This window comes from Kitasatospora acidiphila, from assembly GCF_006636205.1.
GTDB lineage: Bacteria > Actinomycetota > Actinomycetes > Streptomycetales > Streptomycetaceae > Kitasatospora > Kitasatospora acidiphila.
Map to the genome: position 1 here is coordinate 5,197,408 of NZ_VIGB01000003.1, position 21,235 is coordinate 5,218,642.

Consider the following 21,235-nt stretch of genomic DNA (forward strand, 5'->3'; position numbering starts at 1 on the left):
CGGGCCACCCCTTTGAGCTGCCCCTCGCTACCCCTTGTGCACCAGCAGCACGAAGCTCCGGGCGAACGAGCCGCCGTCGGCCGGGCGGGGCCAGGGCAGCGCGGCGAGCGCGGCGGAGGCGGCGGGCGCGACCTCGCCGAGGATACGGACCTCGGCGGTCTCCTCGCCATGGGCGGAGCCGAAGAAGAGCTTGATGCCGACCAGTCGGTCACGCGGCAGGCCGTCGGCCGTGAGCGCGGGGGCGAGGGCGGGGAGGAGCGCCTGCCCGGCGGTCCACGACTGGACGGCATCGTGCTGCGCTCCGACGCCGATCCCGGTGATGCCGCCGAGGATCGCATGCCAGCCCGGCAGGCCCTCGGGGTGCCCGGCGGGTCGGTGCGTCGCGAACCGGCCCTGCTGGTTGGCGAGTTCGAGCAGTGCGGCGCCCGTGGTGCCGAGCCAGGCGTCGATGGCGTTGCGGACCCGGGCCTCCGGCGTGGGGCCGTGGCCGGTGACGCAGTCGGGTATCGCGGTCTCGTCCGGCTGTTGGACGTCGACGAGGTAGACCAGGTCCAGGTGGCCCGGGCCGCCGTGCTCGTCGGTGAGCGCGATCGCCGATCGGCCGGGCCCGAGCACCAGTTCGCCGTCCGAGCGCCAGGCAGTGCCCGAGACCGCAGTCAACTCCTCGGCCAGGATGGCGAGGACCGCAGGGGCGGGCAGCTCGGGCAGCTCGTCGGGGTCGGCGGGCGCGGGATCGGTCGCTGCCGGGCCGGTCGGTGCGCCGGGGGAGTTCGCGTCGGATGCCTTGGTGCGCCGGAAAGGCCAGATCATGGCGGGTCACGGTATCACTCGCAACTGCCGTAGCCAGGGTTGACCTTGACCTAAGGGTCAGGCCTCACGTTGAAGGCATGACGAACACGAACGCGAACGCGAAGCAGGCCGACCCGAACAGCACCTGGACCGGCATGGTGGCGGTGGAGGACACGGCGCTGGCCGCGGCGTCGATGTCGCGCAGGCAGTGTTGAGTAGATGATCTTGATGTCGGCTTCCGCCGCTATGGTGGCGGCGTGTCTGTGACCATGGATCGTGACGACGTCGCCGAGCAGCTCGAACCGTACCGCCGGGAGCTGACGGCCTACTGCTACCGGATGCTCGGGTCCGCCTTCGAGGCTGAGGACGCCGTGCAGGAGACCATGGTGCGGGCGTGGTCCAAGTTCGAGGGGTTCCAAGGGCGTTCGGCGCTGCGGACCTGGCTGTACCGGATCGCCACCAACGTCTGCCTGGACATGGCCCCGGCCGCCCAGCGGCGGGCGCGGCCGATGGACCTGTCGTCGCCCTGCCCGGCGGCCGCGCCCGACCTGGCGCAGTTGGAGGAGAGCATCTGGGTGGGCCCGGTCCCGGATTCGCGGGTGCTCGCCGGGGATCCCGCCGAGGTGGCGGTGGGGCGGGAGACGATCCGGCTGGCCTTCGTCGCGGCGCTGCAGAAGCTGCCCGCCCGCCAGCGCGCGGTGCTGATCCTGCGTGAGGTGCTGGCCTGGTCGGCGGCCGAGACCGCCGAGTTGCTGCAGACCTCCGTGGCGTCGGTGAACAGCGCCCTGCAGCGCGCCCGGGCCACGCTCGCCGACAACGGCGGTGTGCCCGAGTCCGACACCTTCAAGCCGCTGGACGAGACGCAGCGGGCCCTGCTGGCGCGCTATGTCCGGGCGTTCGAGGCGTTCGACATCGAGGCGTTGAAGAGCCTGCTGCACGAGGACGCCGTGCTCAACATGCCGCCGTACCAGATGTGGGTGCAGGGCGTGGTGGAGCTGGGCGAGTGGTGGTTGGGCGCGGGCTGCGGCTGCCGGGGGTCGCGGATGATCCCCGTCGAGGCGAACGGCACGCCCGCCTTCGCCCAGTACCGCCCGGCCGAGGACGGCAACGGGTGGACGCCGTGGGGCATCACCCTGCTGGAGATCACCGACGGCCGGATCAGCACCATGACCAACCACATGGACACCGAGCGGCTGTTCCCGCTATGGGGGCTCCCGATGCGGCTGACCAGCGCCGACGTCTGAGCAGCCGAACGCCTCGCCCAGCCCGGTCAGTTCGAACGCCTCGGCCAGCCCGGTCAGTTCAAACGCCTCGGCCAGCCCGGTCAGTTCGAGCAGCAGACGCAGCCGCGGCGGTATGCCGGCCAGGACCAGCTCCCGGCCGGCCCGCCGCGCGGTCAGCCGCAGCCGGGCGAGGTGATCCAGGTCGGCCCGGGTGGGCCGCTCGACGGCGGACACCTCGCAGCGCACGACCACCGCGCTCGGGTGGTCCGCCAGCAGTGCGGCCAGCTGGTCGGTGAGGAACGGCCCGGCCCCGGGAGGGAGCGGGCCGACGGTGAACTCCACGGTCTCCATGCCAGGTGAGACCGCCGTGCGGGCCGGATTTCATCGGTCGGGCGGGCACCGGTCGCACCGGGCGGAGATTTTTTCTCCAGGAGCGATGAGTTTCACCAGGGCGCTCCGTCTGACCTTCTGAAGAGACCAGGACGTTCACTCGGGGGGATCGCATGACCCAGACCATCACCACTCCGGCCGCCTTCGGCGCGGTGCGCCGCCCCGGCACCCGGGCCGGCGCGGTGCGCCGCCCCGGCACCCGGGCCCTGCTCGCGGCCGGCGGCGCAGCCGGCCCGCTGTTCCTGGGCGCCGGGGTGGTCCAGGGGTTCTGCCGCGACGGGTTCGACTTCACCCGCAACGCGATCAGCCAGCTCAGCCTGGGTGACCTGGGCTGGATCCAGGTCACCAGCTTCCTGCTGACCGGCGCACTGATCATCGCCGGCGCCACCGGGCTCCGCCGGGCGCTGGACGGCGCGGTCGGGAGCCGCTGGGCGCCGCGCCTGGTCCGGGTGTTCGGCGGGTCCTTCCTCGTCGCGGCGGTCTTCAAGGCCGACCCGGGCGCCGGGTTCCCGGTCGGCACCCCCAACGCCCCGACCGCCGCCTCGCTCAGCTGGCACGGGGGCGTCCACATGCTCAGCGGCATGGTGGGCTACCTCGCCCTGTGCGCGGCGTTCTTCGTGCTCGCCCGCCACTTCGCGGCCCGGGGAGAGCGCGGCTGGGCGTGGGCTTGCCGCCTGGTGCCGGTCGCCGTCCTGGCCGGGTTCGCGGCCTCCGCCTCGGCCGTGCCGGCCTTCACCGCCGGGGCCGGCCTCGGGCTGCTCTGGCTGACGGCGGTCACCACCCGCCTGGCCACCCGGAACCAGTAGAACCAGACGACAACCAAGACCACTACGACACCGACAGACAGGACACCGCACATGAGCACCGCACCGGTGAAGGGCCCCGCCAGCTACTTCCCGTCCATCGAGAAGAAGTACGGCCGCCCGATCGCGGAGTGGCAGGACCTCATCCGCACCTCCCCGCTGACCAAGCACCTGGAACTGGTCGCCTGGCTGAAGACCGAGCACGGCCTCGGCCACGGCCACGCCAACGCGCTGGTCGCCGCCACGTTGGCCGAGGGCAAGTAGCAGGGCGTTCAGCACCCGGGGGAGGTCACGACGAGGCGCCGGCCTTGTGGATGCGGGAGTAAAGGCGCGCCCGGTGCGGTGCCGTGTGGGAGCCCGAGCGCGGCCCGTCAGCGACCTCAGCGGCTTCGGTGGGCGTTGAGCCGGGCGGCCTGGCGCGTCAGGTGGTCGCGCTCGGCGAGGTTGGGTGCGGTGTGGGCCGCCTCGGCGTACAGCCGTGCCGCCGTGGCCAGGTCGCCGTCGTGCTCGTGGAGGTACGCCGCCACTGCGGCGTGGCGGGGTAGTGAGGCGTCCAGTGCCGCGAGGGCTGCCAGGCCGGCGCGCGGTCCGTCGGCCTCCCCGACGGCGACCGCGCGGTTGAGCCGGACGATGGGGCTGTCGGTCAGGCGCGTGAGCTCGTCGTACCACTCGACGATCTGCACCCAGTCGGTCTCCTCGGCGGTGGGCGCGTCGGCGTGGAGTGCCGCGATGGCGGCCTGGGCCTGGAACTCGCCCAGCCGGTCGCGGGCGAGGGCTGCCTGGAGGATCCCGACGCCCTCGGCGATCAACGCGGTGTCCCACCGGGCGCGGTCCTGCTCGGCGAGCGGCACCAGACTGCCGTCGGAGGCGGTGCGGGCGGCACGCCGGGCGTGGTGGAGCAGCATGAGGGCGAGCAGCCCGGCCACTTCGGGGTGGTCGATGCGGGCCGAGAGCTGCCGGGTGAGCCGGATGGCCTCGGCGGCGAGGTCGACGTCGCCGGAGTGGCCCTCGTTGAAGACGAGGTAGAGGACGCGCAGCACGGTGGCGACGTCGCCGGGCCGGTCGAAGCGCACGCCGGAGACGGTGCGCTTGGCCCGGCTGATCCTCTGCGCCATGGTCGCTTCGGGCACCAGGTAGGCCTGGGCGATCTGGCGGGTGGTCAGCCCGCCGACGGCGCGCAGCGTGAGCGCGACCGCCGATGCCGGGGTCAGCGACGGGTGGGCGCACAGGAAGTAGAGCTGGAGCGTGTCGTCGACCGCAGCTGCCGGCCCGGGCGCCGGCTCCTCCTCGACGCGGTCCTCACGCCGGCGGCGGGCGGCGTCGGCGCGCGTCGCGTCGAGGAACTTGCGCCAGGCCACGGTGACCAGCCAGCCCTTGGCATCCCGGGGCGCTTCGGCCGGCCAGACCCGGAGCGCCTCGACGAGCGCGTCCTGCACGGCGTCCTCGGCCGCCGCGAAGTCGGCTCCGCGGCGGACGAGGACGGTGAGCACACTTGGGGTGAGGCTCCTGACCAGGGCCTCGTCCATCGGTGACGTCACTCCGTGATGGTGGGCGGCGCGGCCAGGAGCGGGCGCAGCTCCAGCCATTCGTGGATCGGCTTGCCGCCTGCGCCAGGGGCGGCCGACAGCTCTCCGGCCAGCTCGACGGCGCGCTCGTAGCTGTCGACGTCGATGACCATCCAGCCGGCGATGAGGTCCTTGGTCTCCGCGAACGGTCCGTCGGTGACCGGCGGGCGCCCCTCACCGTCGTAGCGGACCCACGCCCCCTCGGGGGCGAGTGCCAGGCCTTCGACGAACTCGCCCGTCTTCTCCAGCCGGGCCGCGAAGTCGTTCATGTACTGCACATGCGCCGAGATCTCCTCGGGGGTCCACTGGTCCATCGGCACGCAGTTCGCCGAAGCCGGGGCGCCCCGGTAGTGCTTCAACAGCAGGTACTTGGCCATCGTGGTTCTCCTCGGTCCTCGTGCGACCCAGTGTGGCCGCGTTCACCCCTGGGACGGAGCCGGACACGGCTTCTCGACATCGCCACCCGAATCTTTCTGGTAGGAAGTGCCACCGATACGTAAGCTGCAGTGACGGTGACTGCCTATTACTAGGGGGACTTGGTGATTCCGGAACTGGTCAGGACGTGGGTAGCCGGCTGGGCCGTTTCGCGGCGCACTCCGCAGCCGATGGAGCTGCCCTGGGGGCTCTACCTCGACATCGGCAAACCGGCGCAGCTCGGGCGCCATGTGCTGCCCGAGGCCGAGGAGTCGGCGGTGCGGGCGGCGGTCGAGGCGGTGGCGGTGCCGCACACCTGGATCACGGTGCCGATGGAGCCGGGGGAGGTGGCGCCCTGGCTGCCCGGCGGCTGGGTGGCGGACGAGGACGAGTCCGGGCACCTGATGGCCACCGAGCTGCGGGTGACGAACCCGGCGGTGCCCGAGGGGTATGCGGCGTCGGAGGAGGTGCGGGACGGGGTCCTGTACGTCCAGGTGCACGACGCGGGCGGCGAGTTGGCGGCGAAGGGGCAGCTGGCGCTGCTGGGGGAGGCCGTGGTGGTCGACCGGGTGGTGACGGAGACCGCGCACCGCCGGCGCGGCCTGGGCGACTTCGTGATGCGGACGCTGGCCGACCGCGCGGTGGCAAGGGGCGCCACGCTGGGGGTCCTCGGGGCGACGGACGAGGGCCGAGCGCTGTACGAGACGCTGGGGTGGAAGCGGTACAGCGCGCTGGCGGACTGCATCTACCGGCCCTGGTAGGGCGGTTGGGTGCCAGTGGCCGTGTCAGTGGCCGTGTCAGGGCGGCGACAGGGTGGTGTCAGGCGAGCTGCCGATAGTTGACGCATGACTTCGAGCAACACCGCCTCGAACAACACCACTTCGATTTCGATGGAGCACACCACCATGAACAGCACCCTCACCCTGACCGCTCAGGACAAGGCCACCCTGCGGACCGCCGCGTACGGCGCCGTCTCGCTGCTGACGGCCGCCGGCGCGGCCGGTGGCAAGCCGCACCGGATCGCCACCGACGGCTCCATCGCCCTCGCCTCCGTGACCGGCGCGGTCGGGCACGTGCTCGCCGAGAAGCCGGGAGCCGTGAAGCTGGACGGCAAGAACGTCGCCGCAATCGCCGACCAGGTGCTGCCGGCCCTGACGGAGGCCATGAGCCTGCTGAAGCGGCAGGACCCGGCCGAGGCCGACAACTTCCGCAGCACCGTTGCCGTTGCCCTCCAAGCAGCCACCCACCGCTGCGAGCCCACTCCCACCATGGCGGACATGACCCGCAAGATCACCAGCGCCCTCGACGCCGCCTGATCGGGATGGCGAGCTGCGCAGCCTGCCCAGTTGTGAGTTCCACGTCGATGGCCACGGGGATTCTCGAAGGGGATCCCCGTGACGCGGCGACGCGCAACCCGCAACCCGCAACTGGGCATGTTCTGCGGATAGTTCAGCGACTCGCGGGCGCCTCCTCGGCGATCCAGGTCCGCTGGCCCGGCGTCAGCCGGTGGCACCGGCCAGCCGCACGCGTTCCCGCCAGCCCACCCGCGCCGGCACGGGATCCGGGGAGCGCACGGGTGCCGCAGTCCGGCACTCCGTGCAGCGGACCTCGTCCGCGACGACGCGGAAGCCGCGCCCGCAGTCGCCGCACATCGCCAGCTTCAGCGGCAGCTGGTCGGCCTCGTCGTCGGGCATCTTCTCCGTCAAGCGGTGCCGCAGCAGCGCGGCCGGGCACTTCAGCGGCACGGGCAGCCCGTTGCTCAGTGCATGCCGCAACCCCGCCACGCTGACGCCTCTGGCCAGCCACTCGGCGGCCAATGGTGCCAACCGGGCCGCCTCCCGTGACCCGAGCACCAGGCGCTCATCGAGTTTCCGCAGCGACAGCAGCACCCGCTCCGCCGCAGCCAGGCGCCCGTCCGCATCCGGCGGGACCGGGAGGGGGGAAGACGTGTTCTCCCCCAATGTTCCTTCCGTAGGGAGGGCGGTGCCGGGTGACGAAACGTCGGCTCGGCCGATGTTCCGTGATCCGGCACTCGGTTGTTGTCCGCCAGCTCGGCTTGGAGGGAGGGTGGCGCCGACCCGCCCGACCTTCTGTCTGTCGATGCAGCCAACTTCGCCGCTTCCTCCGCCTGGTGGGAGGGCGGTGCCGATCCGCTCGACCTTCCGTACCCCGGTGCAGCCAACTTCACCGCCTCCTCCGCCTGATGGGAGGGCGGTACCGCGTACCGAAACGTCGACCCGCTCGACCTTCCGTGCCCCGGTGCAGCCAACTCCACCGCCTCCTCCGCCTGGTGGGAGGACAGCGCCGGGTACCGAAACATCGGCCCACTCGACCTTCCGTCCCCCGGCGCAGCCAACACCCCCAACTCCCCGCCGCTCCGCGAAGATCCCCGTCGCCTCTTCCGCCCCCAACGGCACACTCGACACCAGTGACTCCGACCGCACCTGCCCGGCCGCGCTGCGCCACTTCGTCGAGTGCAGCAGCCCCTTCTTGCCCAGCTGCCGCCGCGCCCGGTCCGCTGTGATCCGACCGCCCGTCAACCCGGCGGCCAGCTCCGTCACCGTGGTCTTCCGCGCCGCCGCGTCCGACAGCGCCAACGCCCGAACCAGCAGCCGGAAGGCGGAATCTGAGAGATCGTCATCCCAGATGTGAGCGTTGGCAATCTGCGTAAAGGCGCGCGCGGGCGCGATAACATTCCTAAGCATCCTCAGTGGGTCCTTTGCCACTGGGCGGATGAAGAGCCCGGCCAGGTGTGGCAACACCCGCCCGGGCTCGCCCCTTGTCCGTTCGGGGGCGACCCGCTCCACGGCGCACGCTACACCGCTCCCACCCCGCCAAACGGCTCTCCGTGCTCGCAACGCCACTCTGCGCAACCATCCACGCGCCCCCGTGCGCCCCGTGATCCACCCCACCCACAGAGAATCCACAAGGTTCCTTGCGATCCTCGCCGCAGTTTCGGCGGCGACAGAAGCGGAGCACGTGATGTTCTCAAGGAGACGACTCTGCGCGTTGGTGGCGGCGCTGTTCGTGGGACTGACCGCCTCGGCATGTGCGGGGAAGGGCAGCGTCGCAGGTAGCAGTACCAGCGCATCGCCGCCCTCCGCGGCGGCGGGTTCGACGGCGCCGGGCCCCGCGGCGACGGTTCCCATCACCATGGGCCACCAGGGCAGTTCGCCGTATCGCCCGATGGTGATGGTGTCGGTCGGCGGGGGGCCGGCGGTTCCGGTACACCTGGACACCGGGTCGAGCGGCCTGGTGCTGGCGGCCACCGCCGTAGGTTCCGGGGCCCATGACACCGGGCGTGCCTCCTCGGTGCACTACGGGAGTCCCGATGCGGGCAACACCCTGAACTACCGGGTGGCCGATGCGATGGTCAGCTTCCCTGGCACGGGAATCGCGACGCCCGCGCCGGTCGCGGTCGGCGTCATCGACCAGGATGCCGCCGATGCCAAGGCGTTCCAGGCCCAGAACGGCGACAGCGGCGCCCAGGGCACCCTCGGCATCGCGCTGGGTGGGCCCACCCCGGCGTCGAAAGAGCTGATGTCCGTGCTCACCCAGTTGGGAGCACCGCATTCCGACGGGTACACCGTGGCGCTCACTCCCACCGGCGGAACACTGACGCTCGGTGCGCCGAATCCGACCGCGAGCAGCGTCGTGTTGCCGCTGACCAAGGCGGACGGGACATACGCGGACGGGCGCCCGATCTGGGAACGGCTCGTGACCTTGTGCTGGCAGGCCGGTCAATCCCACAACTGCGGACCGACGACCCTCGATACCGGCGCCCCAGCGCAGAAGCTCTCAGTCCTTCACGCGCAAGGGGACGTTCCGCAGAACAACGGCGTGATCGCCCAAGGCACTCGGATCACCCTGGCGGCCCCTGGCGGCGGTCCTGTGCTGGAGGACATCACCAGTGGCTCCGGTCCAACACCGGACACGAACACCAAGGTGAACGCCATCACGGATCAGTCCAACAGCGGTGTCCGGTTCTTCCTGGTCAACACCGTCGGCTTCAACCGCATCACCGGCCAGGCCGTCATCACACCCACCCCAGCTCGATGACGGCCGACTGCGACTTCTCGGAGCCTCCTCGGGATACCGAGGCAGCCCTACCGGCCCGCAGTGTTGACTGGCTCCTCCGCGAGCGAGATGCGGTAGTGGGCAAAGCCGTCGGCCTCACCGATCAGGGCGAAACCGGCCTTCAGCAACACTCGACCGGAGGCGGCGTTCTCCGGCAGATGCTTCGCGCTGACGGCTGTCAGGGCCAGTGGATTGAACGCCAGTGTGAGGAGTTCGCGGACGGCGGCCGTTGCATATCCCCGACCCCAGCAGTCGTGACGAATGATGTAGCTCAGCCGCCCTGTTGTCGCGTCGGCGCGGAGTTTGATGACGCCGACCAAGTTCGATGCCACCTCGACACCGAGGATGTGCTGTACCCGTGGATCTTGCTGACGCCAGGCGATGCAGCGAGCGATGTACTCAGTAGCTTCCGTCGCGCTCATCTCGTCGCGTCCGAGGTACCTCACGGACTCGCCGTGGTAGATCTGGCGCACATCTTCGGCATCATGCGGAGAAAGCTCCCTCAGGATCACAACCCCTCCAGGGTGGCGGCCAGCTCGATGGCCGTGGGCCGGTCGGCAGCTTTGGCCAGCAACACGTCGCGGAGCACGTAGCCGACTGCGGACCAGTCGGGTTTGGTGCTGAGCGGGACGGTGCCCAAGGCGATGGCGTCACGGATGCCATCCGGTCCGGCCGCTCGGTGGTCGATGCCGATGGCCGCATAGTCAAGTGGCCATCGGCCGGTCGTGCAGGTCCACAGGGTGCCGGCGAGGGTGTACACCTCGGCGGCCATGGTGGGCTTCACGGGCCGGATTCCGGCCTGGATCGAGGCGGCCAGCTCAGGGGCCAGGAGATGGACGATGCCGCCCTTGAAGAAGGCCGACTGCTCGAAATCGGGGTGCCAGGACCAGGAGAAGTCGATCAGCCGCGCACCCGCCCCGTGTGGATACCGTGGGCGGGTTGGAGATCGGAGTGGACCCAACCGGCGACGTGGAGTCCGGCAACCGCTCGGCACAGGTCGACGGATGCGGCAAGTGCGACGGGGCGGTCGGCGGGCCGTCCCTCGCGGGCGCCGGCGAAGACATTCCACGTTGACGGCCCGGCCAGCCACGGGGTGATGTACCAGACCCCGCCGTCGTGGCGGCCGGACGTGACGCTGTAGCCGGGCAACTGGTCCAGGACGGCGGCTTCCCTGGCGGTGGGCTCCTCGCCCTCGCCGTACCCCGCCTTGATCGCCACCGTCGCCACGGTGCCGGCCGCCTTCCAAACGGCACAACCGCGTCGGTCGGTGATCTCGGTCAGGACGATGCGGCCACAGGCGGCCTCGGCAGCGCTCACTGCCTCGGACGGGCAGGCAGGGAACTCGCCCATGCTCGTACCGCCTTCCAATCGCAGGGGACGTGTTCGAACACGTCCCGCCCGTCGTCGTCGGCTACTGGACCGAGCAGGTCCTCCAGGCGACTGGCGGCGCGGGAGTCGACGTCGTGTTCGACGGTGTGGGCGGGGAGATCGGCCGGGCCGCGTTCGAGCTGACGGCCCGCCATGGCCGATTCTTCGTGCACGGCGCCTCCAGCGGTCAGCTGACAGCGATCGAGCCCGTGGAGGCGCAGAAGTGCGGAGTTGAGGTGATCGGAATCGAGCAGCTGTACGGGTTTCGGCCGCGGATGCACCAGTGGGCCGAACAGGTGATGGCAGAGGCGGTCGCGGGCCGAGTTCGGCCCGTCATCGGACAGACCTTCCCGCTGGATCACGCCGCGGACGCGCACGCTGCGATCGAAAGCCGAAGCGCCCTGGGTAAGACCCTGCTCCTGATCTGACCACCCCCGCAGGCATAGCCTCACTTACCGCGCTCTCAGAGCCTCCTCGGGACACCCGTGCGCAAGTCACAACTGAGCTCTTGTTGTGGACAGTTGTTCATACCCATAACGGCGGGGCAGCCGTCGGCGACTTCGACGCAACTGCCGTTGCTGGCACCCCTGTGGGTGGGCTTGCGTCAGGATGTGGGGAGCAAGGCGCCGAGGTGGATGCGGAGTTGGGGACTCAGAAGGGGGCGGCGGGGGATGGCGAAGACGCGGGAAGCGAGCGAGGACGACTCGATCAGGATCATGCAGATCGTGATCGGATCCGTCCTGGTGGTGGTGCTGGGTGCCGTCGCGGGGTTGGTCGTGGGGGAGCTGCTGCGTTAGAGGGCGCCACGCTTGAGGGCGGAGAGGAAGGCTGACCAGGCGTCAGGGTGAAGGTGAGGGCCGGGCCGGCGGGGTCCTTGGAGTCACGCACGGGGAGGGCGCCGGTGAAGCCGTCGGCGATCTCGACGCAGCTGCCGTTGCTGGCACCGCTGTGGGTGGACTTGCGCCAGGAAGCCGGGCGTAGACCGTGGTCACTGCGCATGTGCGTATTCCTCCGCCGCTGTCTTGGTCAGTGCGAGCGACGCCTCCTGCGACAGTGCGGTCGCCCTGAGCAGATCGTAGTTCATCTGGCATTTGGCAACCACGGCTGGATCATCGAGCAACTGCCCAGAGCACGGCCCTTCCGCGTACGCCACAGGGGGTTCCTCGGCGAAGCTCATGATCTGGAGCATGCCTTCGAGAAGGGCATACACCCCTGCGCTGAACGGCACCACCTGCAGAATGATTCGGTGGTCCTCGGCGAACTGCACGATGTGCCATAGCTGTTCGCTCATGACGACAGGGCCGCCTACCGGTCGTCGCAGGATCGACTCATCGAGGATCGCCCACAACTCCGGCATTGTTTCCCGCGCGGATTCCGTGAGAATTCGAGCCCTGGCCATGCGGGCGGCGACCATCTCGTCGATGGCTTCATCGGTGAGCAGGGGATGGCCAGAACGGAAGACCGCCCGCGCATATGCGGGCGTTTGTAGGAGGCCAGGGACGAGCAGGGGGCTGTACTCGCAGATCTTTTGCGCACATGCCTCCAACTCGGAAGCGGCCGCGAAGTGATCGGCGAACGGCGAGTCTTTGTGCAGCTTCTCGCACATCCGCGCAAAGAGCCCGTTCGTCCCCAGCGCCTGGTCGAACAGCTTGGCGAGCGGCAGCTGCGGCCGGCGCGTCGCGTTCTCGAACTGCCCGATGTAGGTGCCCGAACAGTGCACCTTGTCGCCCAACTGCTGCTGGGAGAGCCCCGCTGCCTCGCGGTGGAACTTCAACTCATCGCCGAAGTACCGCCAATCGAACTTCACGTCGCTCACCGTGGCCGCCTTCGCCTGAACAACCTTACTGTTGGTGCTCACCTGCTGGCGCAACGTCACCATCTCCCGCCATCGTGGAACGGCAAGCCCGCACTATCGGCCACCGTGCCACAGGGGAGGCCCTGCCATGCCCGAAACCGTTGCCAAATCACCCGCAGGAGGGGCGGAAGGCGAATGCTGGTTGCCGCGCAGCGACCGTTCCCCGGCCAGAGCCCGCGCCGCACTCCGTGACCTACTCGCCCGCGTCAAGGGCGGTGAACGCTACGCCGATCGCGGTGAGTTGCTGCTCTCCGAACTCGTCACCAACGCCGTGGTACACGGGAAGAACGACGGCACCCGGATCCACGTGAAGCTCGCACTCCGCGACGACCTGCTCCGCATCGAGGTGCACGACCGCATCGAGGGCACCCCGCTGCCCCGTCAGACCACCGCCGACGACTCGTCGGGTCGCGGCCTGCACCTGGTCGACTCGCTCGCTCTCCGCTGGGGCTGCGGCCCGCGCGGGGACGGCTACCTCGGCAAGGTGGTCTGGTGCGAGACCGCCCCGGAGGAGGGGTGATAGCAACGGCGGAGGCCTCCGATCCACCAGGATCGGAGGCCTCCGCCGTTGGACTAGCGCCTTACTTGGTCAGGTCCGGCCCAGCCGCCGGAGCCGCCACCGCAGCCGGGGTGTCGGCCACAGCGGTCTTCTCCTCGCCGCGGAAGGTGAACTTGGCCTCCTTGCCCTCACCCTCCACGCCCACGACCACGATGTGGCCGGCGCGCAGCTCGCCGAAGAGGATCTTCTCCGAGAGGTGGTCCTCGATCTCGCGCTGGATGGTGCGGCGCAGCGGACGGGCACCCAGCAGCGGGTCGTAACCGCGCTTGGCGAGCAGCTTCTTGGCCTCGATGCTGAGCTCCAGGCCCATGTCGCGGTCCTTGAGGCGGGCATCCACCTTGTCGATCATCAGGTCGACGATCTGGATGATGTCTTCCTCGGTCAGCTGGTGGAACACCACGATGTCGTCGACACGGTTGAGGAACTCGGGGCGGAAGTGCTGCTTGAGCTCCTCGCCGACCTTGGCCTTCATCCGCTCGTACCCGGACTGGGTGTCGCCCGAGGCCGCGAAGCCCAGGCCGAAGCCCTTGGAGATGTCCCGGGTGCCGAGGTTGGTGGTCATGATGATGACCGTGTTCTTGAAGTCCACGACCCGGCCCTGGGAGTCGGTCAGGCGACCGTCCTCCAGGATCTGCAGCAGCGAGTTGAAGATGTCCGGGTGGGCCTTCTCGACCTCGTCGAAGAGGACGACCGAGAACGGCTTGCGGCGCACCTTCTCGGTGAGCTGGCCGCCCTCCTCGTAGCCCACGTAGCCGGGCGGGGAGCCGAACAGCCGGGAGACGGTGTGCTTCTCGCTGAACTCCGACATGTCGAGGGAGATCAGCGCGTCCTCGTCGCCGAAGAGGAACTCGGCCAGCGTCTTGGACAGCTCGGTCTTACCGACACCGGACGGACCGGCGAAGATGAACGACCCACCGGGGCGCTTCGGGTCCTTGAGGCCCGCACGGGTACGCCGGATGGCCTGGGAGAGTGCCTTGATGGCGTCCTTCTGGCCGATGACGCGCTTGTGCAGCTCGTCCTCCATGCGCAGCAGGCGGGAGGACTCCTCCTCGGTCAGCTTGAAGACCGGGATGCCGGTGGCGGTGGCCAGGACCTCGGCGATGAGCTCCTCGTCGACCTCCGCGACGACATCCATGTCGCCGGCCTTCCACTCCTTCTCGCGCTTCGCCTTGGCGTTCAGGAGCTGCTTCTCGTCGTCACGCAGCGAGGCGGCCTTCTCGAAGTCCTGCGCGTCGATCGCGCTCTCCTTCTCGCGGCGCACCGCGGCGATCTTCTCGTCGAACTCGCGCAGGTCCGGCGGCGCGGTCATCCGGCGGATCCGCATCCGGGAGCCGGCCTCGTCGATCAGGTCGATCGCCTTGTCCGGCAGGAAGCGGTCCGAGATGTACCGGTCGGCCAGGGTGGCGGCGGCGACCAGGGCGGCGTCGGTGATGGAGACCCGGTGGTGGGCCTCGTACCGGTCGCGCAGACCCTTGAGGATCTCGATGGTGTGCGGCAGCGACGGCTCCGCGACCTGGATCGGCTGGAAGCGGCGCTCCAGCGCGGCGTCCTTCTCCAGGTGCTTGCGGTACTCGTCGAGCGTGGTGGCACCGATGGTCTGCAGCTCACCGCGGGCCAGCATCGGCTTCAGGATGCTGGCGGCGTCGATCGCGCCCTCCGCGGCGCCCGCGCCGACCAGGGTGTGCAGCTCGTCGATGAACAGGATGATGTCGCCGCGGGTGCGGATCTCCTTGAGCACCTTCTTCAGGCGCTCCTCGAAGTCACCGCGGTAGCGGGAACCTGCCACCAGGGCGCCCAGGTCCAGCGTGTAGAGCTGCTTGTCCTTGAGCGTCTCGGGGACCTCGCCCTTGACGATCGCCTGGGCCAGGCCCTCGACGACCGCGGTCTTGCCGACACCCGGCTCACCGATCAGGACGGGGTTGTTCTTGGTGCGGCGGGACAGCACCTGCATGACCCGCTCGATCTCCTTCTCGCGCCCGATGACCGGGTCGAGCTTGGTCTCGCGAGCGGCCTGCGTGAGGTTGCGGCCGAACTGGTCCAGGACCAGCGAGGTCGACGGGGTGCCCTCGGCGGGACCGCCGGCCGTCGCCGACTCCTTGCCGCCGCCCTGGTAACCGGAGAGCAGCTGGATGACCTGCTGCCGCACCCGGTTGAGGTCGGCGCCCAGCTTCACCAGGACCTGGGCGGCGACGCCCTCGCCCTCGCGGATCAGGCCGAGCAGGATGTGCTCCGTGCCGATGTAGTTGTGGCCGAGCTGAAGGGCCTCGCGGAGCGACAGCTCCAGCACCTTCTTCGCCCGGGGGTGAAGGGGATGTGGCCGGACGGGGCCTGCTGGCCCTGCCCGATGATCTCCTCGACCTGCTGGCGGACCGCCTCAAGAGAGATCCCGAGGCTCTCCAGGGCCTTAGCGGCGACACCCTCGCCCTCGTGGATCAAGCCCAGGAGGATGTGCTCGGTGCCGATGTAGTTGTGGTTGAGCATCCGGGCTTCTTCCTGAGCCAGGACGACAACCCGCCGCGCGCGGTCGGTGAACCTCTCGAACATCGTTAATCGCTCCTCAGAGCGGTCGGGCAGTTCGGGGACTGTCCCCGCCCTGTCCTTCCGCATGCTAGTCCCGCTCAGCGGCGCGGCCCACGTAGTTCCCCGCGGTGCACGGGGATATCTAAGCTGCGCGACCAGCCGACACCCTTCCCAACCTGATGCTGGGAGACGGTGTTCCCGCCAGTGCGGCCGATGCACGTGTTCCCGCTACGCCAATGGCGAACACGCTCCGGACCGGAGCCCCGCGAACCGCACTGATGGCCGTCCCACCTGCATTCATACCGGAAATTCCGGTGCTTCTCGTGCAGTTTCCCGGGTGGCGTTGTTCGCCAGGCGAGAAGTCCGCCCGGCCGGGCCCCGAGTGACAGGGGTTCAGCCGGAGGCGGGCCCGGGGTGGGGCGCCGGTGCCGCCGAACGGGGTCGGTCGGCGTGACCGTGCCGTTGATCCAGCGTTGCACAGTCCATGACTGATCACACGGCCACGGCGCCCGCCGCCGCGCCCGGCCGCAGGGCCGGTCGCGGCGCTGCCCCCGGGCACGGCCACGGGGCGCGGAGGGAGGCCCTCCGCGCCCCGTCGTGGCGGCCGGGCCGCGCGGTCGCCGGTGCCGTGGCGCCGACGGATCAGGCGGCGCCGACCTGTGCGGCCTCGTAGGCCTCCCGCACGTTGCTCGGGACCCGGCCGCGGTCGTTCACGTTGTAGCCGTTGTCCTTCGCCCACGTGCGGATCTTGGCCGTGTCCGCACTGCCGGAGGACGGACGGGCCGAGCCGCGGCCGCCGGTGCGGCGCGCGCTGGTGAGCCGGCCGCTCTGCTTGCGGCCCTTGTCGACGTACGGAGCGAGCAGGCTGCGCAGCTTCTCCGCGTTGTCGGACTTCAGGTCGATCTCGTAGGCAACGCCGTCGAGGGCGAACGTCACCGTCTCGTCCGCCGAACCGCCGTCGAGATCGTCTTCAAGAATGACCTGCACCCTCTGTGCCACGGGACTCCCTTTCCGCTTAACGATCCAATGCCTTAGGGAAAGGAAACCGCCTTTTCTCGGAAAACACAAACCCCGGGCTGTTCGGGGGACGGAGTCATGTGCGGTACGGCAAGTCCCCCGGGCCGGTTCACAGGTGCAGCAGCATGCGGGAGTTGCCCAGGGTGTTGGGCTTCACCCGCTCCAGGTCGAGGAACTCCGCCACTCCTTCGTCGTAGGAGCGAAGGAGTTCTTCATACACTTCCGTAGCGATGACGGCGGGGTCTGTCGTACCATCATCGGTTTCCCCGATCTCCACGAAGCCGTGTTTCGCGAAGAACGCGACCTCGAACGTCAAGCAGAAAATCCGACGTACGCCCAGCCAGCGCGCGGTCTGCAGCAGCTTGTCCAACAGGATGTGCCCGATCCCGTGGCCGCGGCAGATCGGATCCACCGCCAGGGTGCGGACCTCGGCCAGGTCTTCCCACATCACGTGCAGCGCCCCGCACGCCACCACCCTGCCATCCTCATCGCGTTCCGCGACCCAGAACTCCTGGATGGATTCGAACAGTGTGACGGTCGGCTTGTCGAGCAGAATACCGTCGCGTGAGTAGGCGTCGATGAGCCGGCGCACGGCCCGCACATCACTGGTCCGCGCCCGGCGGATGGTGACCTCCATGGCGGGACGTTATCGCGTCGGGCCTTCCGCCTCCGGACCGGCCACCCGGAGCGCGTCACCGAGGGCTTCCCGCTGCTCGGCCGACATCATGCCGAAGAAGTGCACCAGGGCCGCCGCGGGATTGTCACTGGTGGCCCAGGCGTCGTGCATCAGTGTTGCTGTGTACGCCTCACGGGACGACACGGGCGCATATCGATAGGCCCGGCCGTCCCGTTCCCGGCGCAGCCAGCCCTTTCGATAGAGCTTGTCGAGCACGGTCATCACGGTGGTGTAGGCGATATCCCGTTCCGCGCGCAGATCGAGCAGCACCTCGCGAACCGTCACCGGGCGGTTCCACTCCCACACCCGGGTCATGACGGCGTTCTCCAGTTCGCCCAGTGGCCGGACCATATGACCACTTTAGGGATATTTGTCCGGAAAATGCGGAAGGCCGCTCCCTGGGCGGGGAGCGGCCTTCCGCGGGCGGGTGGCCCGCCGCACGGCCACCGGGCGGCTACTGGACGGCGTCCTGCCGGGAGGCGCGCGCCAGGGCCTCGGCGGCGGCGTCCTCCTTGCCCTTCTGGGCACCGCCCTGGCTGCGGATGATGGCCCGCACCAGGAACCCGAAACCGATCGCCATCACCAGCGGCGGCACGATCGCGCTCACGTACTGCATCGGATCACTCCTCTTCGGAATCGGCGTCGTCGGCCTTGGCCGCCGCGGCACCCTTGGATTCGGGCTTGACCAGCGGGAAGAGCACCGTCTCGCGGATGTTCTTGCCGGTGAGCAGCATGATCAGGCGGTCCACCCCGAGCCCCAGGCCGCCGGTGGGCGGCATCGCGTACTCCAGGGCGCGCAGGAAGTCCTCGTCGACCTGCATCGCCTCGACGTCGCCGCCGGCCGCCAGCAGCGACTGCGCGGTGAGCCGGGCGCGCTGCTCGACCGGGTCGATCAGCTCCGAGTAGGCGGTGCCGATCTCGGTGCCGAAGATCACCAGGTCCCACTTCTCGGCGACGCCCGGGACCGAGCGGTGCTGCCGGGTGAGCGGGGAGACCTCGGTCGGGTAGTCCTTGATGAAGGTCGGGCGGATCGCGTTCTCCTCCAGGAGCCGCTCGATCATCTCCAGGACGATCTGGCCGTGGCCCCACTCCTTCTCGTAGGGCACGCCGGCCGCGTCACAGAGCCTGCGCAGCTCCTCGACGCCGGTCTGCGGGGTGATCTCGGTGCCGATCCGCGCCGAGATGCCCGGGTAGACGCTGACCTCCTCCCACGGCTCGGCCAGGTCGATCTCGTGCTCCACGCCGTGCGGGTCGGTGCCGCGGACCACGGTGGTGCCCAGCGCGTCCTTGGCGGCGTTGATCACGATCGCCCGGATCAGCTCGGCCTGGGTGTCGTAGTCGCCGTACGCCTCGTACGACTCCAGCGCGGTGAACTCCGGGTTGTGGGTAGCGTCCGCGCCCTCGTTGCGGAAGTTCCGGTTGACCTCGAAGACCTTCTCGGCGCCGCCGACCACCAGCCGCTTGAGGTACAGCTCGGTGGCGATCCGCAGGTAGAGGTCGATGTCGTAGGCGTTGATGTGGGTGATGAACGGCCGGGCGTTGGCACCGCCGTGGATCGGCTGCAGCATCGGGGTCTCGACCTCGAGGTAGCCGCGGTCCTCGTAGGTGCGGCGGATCGAGCGGATCACCCGGGTGCGCAGCTGCAGCATCTCGCGCGCCTCGGGGTTGACGATCAGGTCGACGTACCGCTGGCGGACCCGGGCCTCCGGGTCGGTCAGGCCCTTGTGCTTGTCCGGCAGCGGGCGCAGGCACTTGGCGGTCAGCGCCCAGCTATCCACCATGATGCTCAGCTCGCCGCGCCGGGAGGTGATCACCTCGCCCTCGACGCCCACCTGGTCGCCCAGGTCGATGTCGGTCTTCCAGGCGGCCAGCCGCTCCTCGCCGAGCTTGTCGAGCGAGAACATCACCTGAAGGTCGCCGGAGCCGTCGCGCAGGGTGGCGAAGCAGAGCTTGCCGCCGGTGCGGGCCAGGATCACCCGGCCGGTGACGCCGACCCGCTCACCGGTCGCGACGTCCGGGGCCAGGTCGGGGTGCTTGGCGCGCAGGTCGGCGATGGTGGTGGTGCGGGGGAAGCCGACCGGGTACGGGTCGATGCCGGCGGCGCGCAGCCGCTCCAGCTTCTCGCGCCGCACGCGCATCTGCTCCGGAAGGTCGTCGGTCGCGGGAAGGCTGCTCTGATCGCTCACCTCACCAGAGTAGCGAGCGAGACTCAGTGCCCCGCCACCGGATTAACCGGGGTGGCGGGGCACTGCGGGGCACTGCGGGGTGCGCTCCCGGGAGCGGGTCAGGCGCGGGTGCCGGCCCTGCGGCGGCGGCCGGCGAAGAACAGCGCGCCGGCACCGAGCACCACGGCACCGCCACCGATGGCGGCGATCGGCGCGGCGTCGGAGCCGCCGCCGGTGAAGGCGAGCTCGCTGCCGGAGTTGCCGGCGCTGGTCACGGCCGGGTCGGTGGAGTCCTCGCTGGGACCGGTGGTGGTGGCGACCGGGATGGCGGTCGCGGACGAGGTGGCCGTGGCGGTGGGCGTCGGCGTGGGCGTGGGCGTGGGCGTGGGCGTGGGCGTGGGGCTCGGGTTGCCGACCGGCTGGGCACCCAGCGGGATGGCGATGGTGTTGTCGGCGAGGTTGTTGTCGAACGTCAGGGGGCCGTTGTTCGGGCCCGTGATCGAGATGGTCGCGGAGACGTTCGCGGACGGGTCGTCAACGAGGACCTTGGGGAAGGTGAAGAAGACGTGGGAGCCCTTCGGGAGCAGACCCACGACCTTGCACGTGTAACTGTTGAAGTCGTGCCCCTGCTCGCACCCCGGCTTCTGGATGTCGAGTGCGTGGACGCTCGGCGGCAGCTTCACCGTCACCTCCGCCAGCGCGTCCGAGCCGTTGCGGGAGAAGACCGTGGCCGGGCCGTCGTTGCCCAGGCCGAAGGAGAGCAGGCCCTGCTTGCCGCCGTCGGTGGGCGCCCAGCCGGCGACCGCGGCGAAGTCGGCGGTGTTGGCGACGTCGACCAGCGCCTGGGTGTCGGCCCCGTGGCCCAGGTCGGCCACCGGGGCGCCGGACGGCGTGCCCTCCGGCTTGCCCAGCGTCAGCCGGGGGCCGGTGCCCGGCGTGAAGTCGTGGAAGTTCCGCAGCAGGTTCTGGAGGTCGAGGTCGGTCCGGTCCGGATAGGCGCTGAAGCCGACGAACTCGTTGAGCGCGGTCGGGGCGGCGGTCAACCCGACCGGGTCGATGTGCGCGGTCTCACCGGGCTGGATGCCGCTGTCGATGGTGCAGAGCGCGAGCTGCGGGCTGAGTGCGGCCGGCCCGTCGGTGTGAGTGGCGGTGCCGTACTCGCAGTTGGAGTAGTGCTGGGCGAACTGCAGGCCGACACTCGGGTTGAACGTCACCACGGTCTGCCGGGTGGCGAGTTGGCCGTCGTTGGTGAGCGCGAAGCTCTCCTCGGCGGTGCCGCCGACCTTGATGTTCCGGTCCGGGGCGCCGGCGACCTGCAGCTTGCTGCCGCCGACCACCAGGGTCGCGTCGAAGTCGACGCTCGATCCCGTGGTGTCACGGGCCGTCAGGTGCAGCTTGGCCGAGGCGCCGAGGGCCGCGCCGGGCACGGCCTTGAACGGGATGGTCCGCAGCGACGCGCCGCCCGGGGTGGCCCACTCCGTGCAGCTGAGCCGGCTGCCCTGGACCGAGCAGCCGGACTGCGGGGTGCCGTACTGGGCGACCCCGGCCAGTGAACCGAGGTCGGCGGTCACGGTGACCTGGCTCACCGAGCCGCTGGTGGTCTCGCGGACGAAGACGTCCAAGTCGGCGGACGTGCCGTCCGGCGGCAGGGCCAGTACGGGCGCCGAGGTGATGACGAGTGTGCCGCCCGCCGCCTGCGCCGGCAACGCGGCGGCACCTGCGATCAGTACTGCGGCGACGGTGGCGGCGCCGAGCGCGGTGGCGCGGCGCGAGTGTGCGGAGAGCACGGTTCCCCCCTGGGATGCATGAAAACT

Annotated in this window: 24 protein-coding genes and 2 pseudogenes; 9 read left to right on the forward strand and 17 right to left on the reverse strand. The window is 70.0% G+C overall.

The genetic code is table 11. The features are described from left to right. Positions 1 to 27 precede the first annotated feature (27 nt). On the reverse strand, positions 28 to 810 hold the full coding sequence (locus E6W39_RS24690; protein ID WP_141635397.1) for a DUF6348 family protein: 783 nt from the start codon (positions 808 to 810) through the stop codon (positions 28 to 30). Between the two features lie 236 nt (positions 811 to 1,046). Between E6W39_RS24690 and E6W39_RS24695 the strand changes: the two genes are divergently transcribed. After that, positions 1,047 to 2,033, forward strand: coding sequence for a sigma-70 family RNA polymerase sigma factor (locus tag E6W39_RS24695; protein WP_407658452.1), 987 nt, complete (start codon positions 1,047 to 1,049; stop codon positions 2,031 to 2,033). Here E6W39_RS24695 and E6W39_RS24700 read toward each other — a convergent pair. Next, a complete protein-coding gene (locus E6W39_RS24700; protein WP_141635398.1) occupies positions 1,992 to 2,363 on the reverse strand; it encodes an STAS domain-containing protein in 372 nt (123 codons plus the stop codon). The genes E6W39_RS24695 and E6W39_RS24700 overlap by 42 nt on opposite strands. Positions 2,364 to 2,515: 152 nt before the next feature. Here E6W39_RS24700 and E6W39_RS24705 point away from each other — a divergent pair, with 152 nt between their 5' ends. Together E6W39_RS24705 and E6W39_RS24710 are read left to right on the forward strand one after the other, a co-directional pair. Next, a complete protein-coding gene (locus E6W39_RS24705) occupies positions 2,516 to 3,208 on the forward strand; it encodes a DUF998 domain-containing protein (protein ID WP_141635399.1) in 693 nt (230 codons plus the stop codon). 51 nt (positions 3,209 to 3,259) lie between these two features. Then, entirely contained in the window at positions 3,260 to 3,469 is a 210-nt protein-coding gene (locus E6W39_RS24710; protein ID WP_141635400.1) for a DUF4287 domain-containing protein, read from the forward strand. Positions 3,470 to 3,585: 116 nt separating this feature from the next. Here E6W39_RS24710 and E6W39_RS24715 read toward each other — a convergent pair whose 3' ends face one another. Together E6W39_RS24715 and E6W39_RS24720 are read right to left on the reverse strand one after the other, a co-directional pair. Further along, positions 3,586 to 4,731 (reverse strand): RNA polymerase sigma factor, encoded by a 1,146-nt coding sequence (locus E6W39_RS24715; RefSeq protein WP_141637931.1) that lies wholly within the window; start codon positions 4,729 to 4,731, stop codon positions 3,586 to 3,588. Between the two features lie 8 nt (positions 4,732 to 4,739). After that, positions 4,740 to 5,147 carry a YciI family protein gene (locus E6W39_RS24720; protein WP_141635401.1) on the reverse strand — a complete coding sequence of 136 codons (408 nt, stop codon included), beginning with the start codon at positions 5,145 to 5,147 and terminating at the stop codon, positions 4,740 to 4,742. A 228-nt stretch (positions 5,148 to 5,375) separates the two neighbouring features. On the opposite strand from E6W39_RS24720, the gene E6W39_RS24725 reads away from it, so the two are divergent. Together E6W39_RS24725 and E6W39_RS24730 are read left to right on the forward strand one after the other, a co-directional pair. After that, positions 5,376 to 5,945 (forward strand): GNAT family N-acetyltransferase, encoded by a 570-nt coding sequence (locus tag E6W39_RS24725; protein ID WP_181799441.1) that lies wholly within the window; start codon positions 5,376 to 5,378, stop codon positions 5,943 to 5,945. Between the two features lie 84 nt (positions 5,946 to 6,029). Next, a complete protein-coding gene (locus E6W39_RS24730; protein ID WP_228718342.1) occupies positions 6,030 to 6,500 on the forward strand; it encodes a hypothetical protein in 471 nt (156 codons plus the stop codon). 183 nt (positions 6,501 to 6,683) lie between these two features. Here the strand turns inward: E6W39_RS24730 and E6W39_RS24735 are convergent, their stop codons facing one another. Further along, a complete protein-coding gene (locus tag E6W39_RS24735) occupies positions 6,684 to 7,145 on the reverse strand; it encodes a hypothetical protein (protein ID WP_141635403.1) in 462 nt (153 codons plus the stop codon). Positions 7,146 to 8,082: 937 nt separating this feature from the next. Between E6W39_RS24735 and E6W39_RS24740 the strand changes: the two genes are divergently transcribed. Beyond that, the gene (locus E6W39_RS24740; protein WP_141635404.1) at positions 8,083 to 9,243 is read left to right on the forward strand and encodes a hypothetical protein; all 1,161 of its coding nucleotides are present in this window, start codon (positions 8,083 to 8,085) and stop codon (positions 9,241 to 9,243) included. A gap of 47 nt (positions 9,244 to 9,290) precedes the next feature. On the opposite strand, the gene E6W39_RS24745 is transcribed toward E6W39_RS24740, so the two are convergent. The 3 genes from E6W39_RS24745 to E6W39_RS41975 form a co-directional block, all read right to left on the reverse strand. Continuing rightward, positions 9,291 to 9,773 (reverse strand): GNAT family N-acetyltransferase, encoded by a 483-nt coding sequence (locus tag E6W39_RS24745; RefSeq protein WP_181799442.1) that lies wholly within the window; start codon positions 9,771 to 9,773, stop codon positions 9,291 to 9,293. Beyond that, positions 9,770 to 10,045 carry a hypothetical protein gene (locus tag E6W39_RS41970; protein WP_228718343.1) on the reverse strand — a complete coding sequence of 92 codons (276 nt, stop codon included), beginning with the start codon at positions 10,043 to 10,045 and terminating at the stop codon, positions 9,770 to 9,772. Before E6W39_RS41970 ends, E6W39_RS24745 begins: the two co-directional genes overlap by 4 nt. A gap of 116 nt (positions 10,046 to 10,161) precedes the next feature. Further along, positions 10,162 to 10,611, reverse strand: a complete 450-nt coding sequence (locus E6W39_RS41975; protein WP_228718344.1) for a hypothetical protein — start codon at positions 10,609 to 10,611, stop codon at positions 10,162 to 10,164. Between the two features lie 29 nt (positions 10,612 to 10,640). Between E6W39_RS41975 and E6W39_RS24755 the strand changes: the two genes are divergently transcribed. Both E6W39_RS24755 and E6W39_RS43105 read left to right on the forward strand, forming a co-directional pair. Continuing rightward, on the forward strand, positions 10,641 to 11,057 hold the full coding sequence (locus tag E6W39_RS24755; RefSeq protein ID WP_220140259.1) for a zinc-binding dehydrogenase: 417 nt from the start codon (positions 10,641 to 10,643) through the stop codon (positions 11,055 to 11,057). Positions 11,058 to 11,300: 243 nt separating this feature from the next. Further along, entirely contained in the window at positions 11,301 to 11,426 is a 126-nt protein-coding gene (locus tag E6W39_RS43105) for a hypothetical protein (RefSeq protein ID WP_267286705.1), read from the forward strand. Positions 11,427 to 11,532: 106 nt separating this feature from the next. Here E6W39_RS43105 and E6W39_RS43655 read toward each other — a convergent pair. Both E6W39_RS43655 and E6W39_RS24765 read right to left on the reverse strand, forming a co-directional pair. Further along, positions 11,533 to 11,628 (reverse strand): annotated as a pseudogene (locus E6W39_RS43655) (DUF397 domain-containing protein); the annotation flags it as partial. Then, complete coding sequence (locus E6W39_RS24765; protein ID WP_141635407.1) at positions 11,618 to 12,508, reverse strand: helix-turn-helix domain-containing protein; 891 nt, start codon at positions 12,506 to 12,508, stop codon at positions 11,618 to 11,620. The gene E6W39_RS24765 and the pseudogene E6W39_RS43655, both read right to left, overlap by 11 nt. Positions 12,509 to 12,626: 118 nt before the next feature. On the opposite strand from E6W39_RS24765, the gene E6W39_RS24770 reads away from it, so the two are divergent. Continuing rightward, the gene (locus E6W39_RS24770) at positions 12,627 to 13,004 is read left to right on the forward strand and encodes an ATP-binding protein (protein ID WP_228718345.1); all 378 of its coding nucleotides are present in this window, start codon (positions 12,627 to 12,629) and stop codon (positions 13,002 to 13,004) included. Between the two features lie 61 nt (positions 13,005 to 13,065). Here the strand turns inward: E6W39_RS24770 and E6W39_RS24775 are convergent. From E6W39_RS24775 to E6W39_RS24800, 7 genes and pseudogenes are all read right to left on the reverse strand, one after another. Next, positions 13,066 to 15,587: pseudogene (locus tag E6W39_RS24775) on the reverse strand (ATP-dependent Clp protease ATP-binding subunit). 618 nt (positions 15,588 to 16,205) lie between these two features. Next, entirely contained in the window at positions 16,206 to 16,562 is a 357-nt protein-coding gene (locus tag E6W39_RS24780) for a histone-like nucleoid-structuring protein Lsr2 (protein ID WP_141635409.1), read from the reverse strand. Positions 16,563 to 16,689: 127 nt separating this feature from the next. Then, positions 16,690 to 17,217, reverse strand: coding sequence for an amino-acid N-acetyltransferase (locus E6W39_RS24785; RefSeq protein WP_141635410.1), 528 nt, complete (start codon positions 17,215 to 17,217; stop codon positions 16,690 to 16,692). A 9-nt stretch (positions 17,218 to 17,226) separates the two neighbouring features. After that, a complete protein-coding gene (locus tag E6W39_RS24790; RefSeq protein WP_141635411.1) occupies positions 17,227 to 17,607 on the reverse strand; it encodes a BlaI/MecI/CopY family transcriptional regulator in 381 nt (126 codons plus the stop codon). Positions 17,608 to 17,710: 103 nt separating this feature from the next. Further along, positions 17,711 to 17,872, reverse strand: coding sequence for a hypothetical protein (locus E6W39_RS39695; RefSeq protein WP_181799443.1), 162 nt, complete (start codon positions 17,870 to 17,872; stop codon positions 17,711 to 17,713). 4 nt (positions 17,873 to 17,876) lie between these two features. After that, positions 17,877 to 19,442: a bifunctional lysylphosphatidylglycerol synthetase/lysine--tRNA ligase LysX gene (gene lysX / locus E6W39_RS24795; protein WP_141635412.1), complete on the reverse strand. Its 1,566-nt coding sequence runs from the start codon at positions 19,440 to 19,442 to the stop codon at positions 17,877 to 17,879. A 98-nt stretch (positions 19,443 to 19,540) separates the two neighbouring features. Then, positions 19,541 to 21,208: a hypothetical protein gene (locus E6W39_RS24800; protein ID WP_141635413.1), complete on the reverse strand. Its 1,668-nt coding sequence runs from the start codon at positions 21,206 to 21,208 to the stop codon at positions 19,541 to 19,543. Between the last annotated feature and the right edge of the window lie 27 nt (positions 21,209 to 21,235).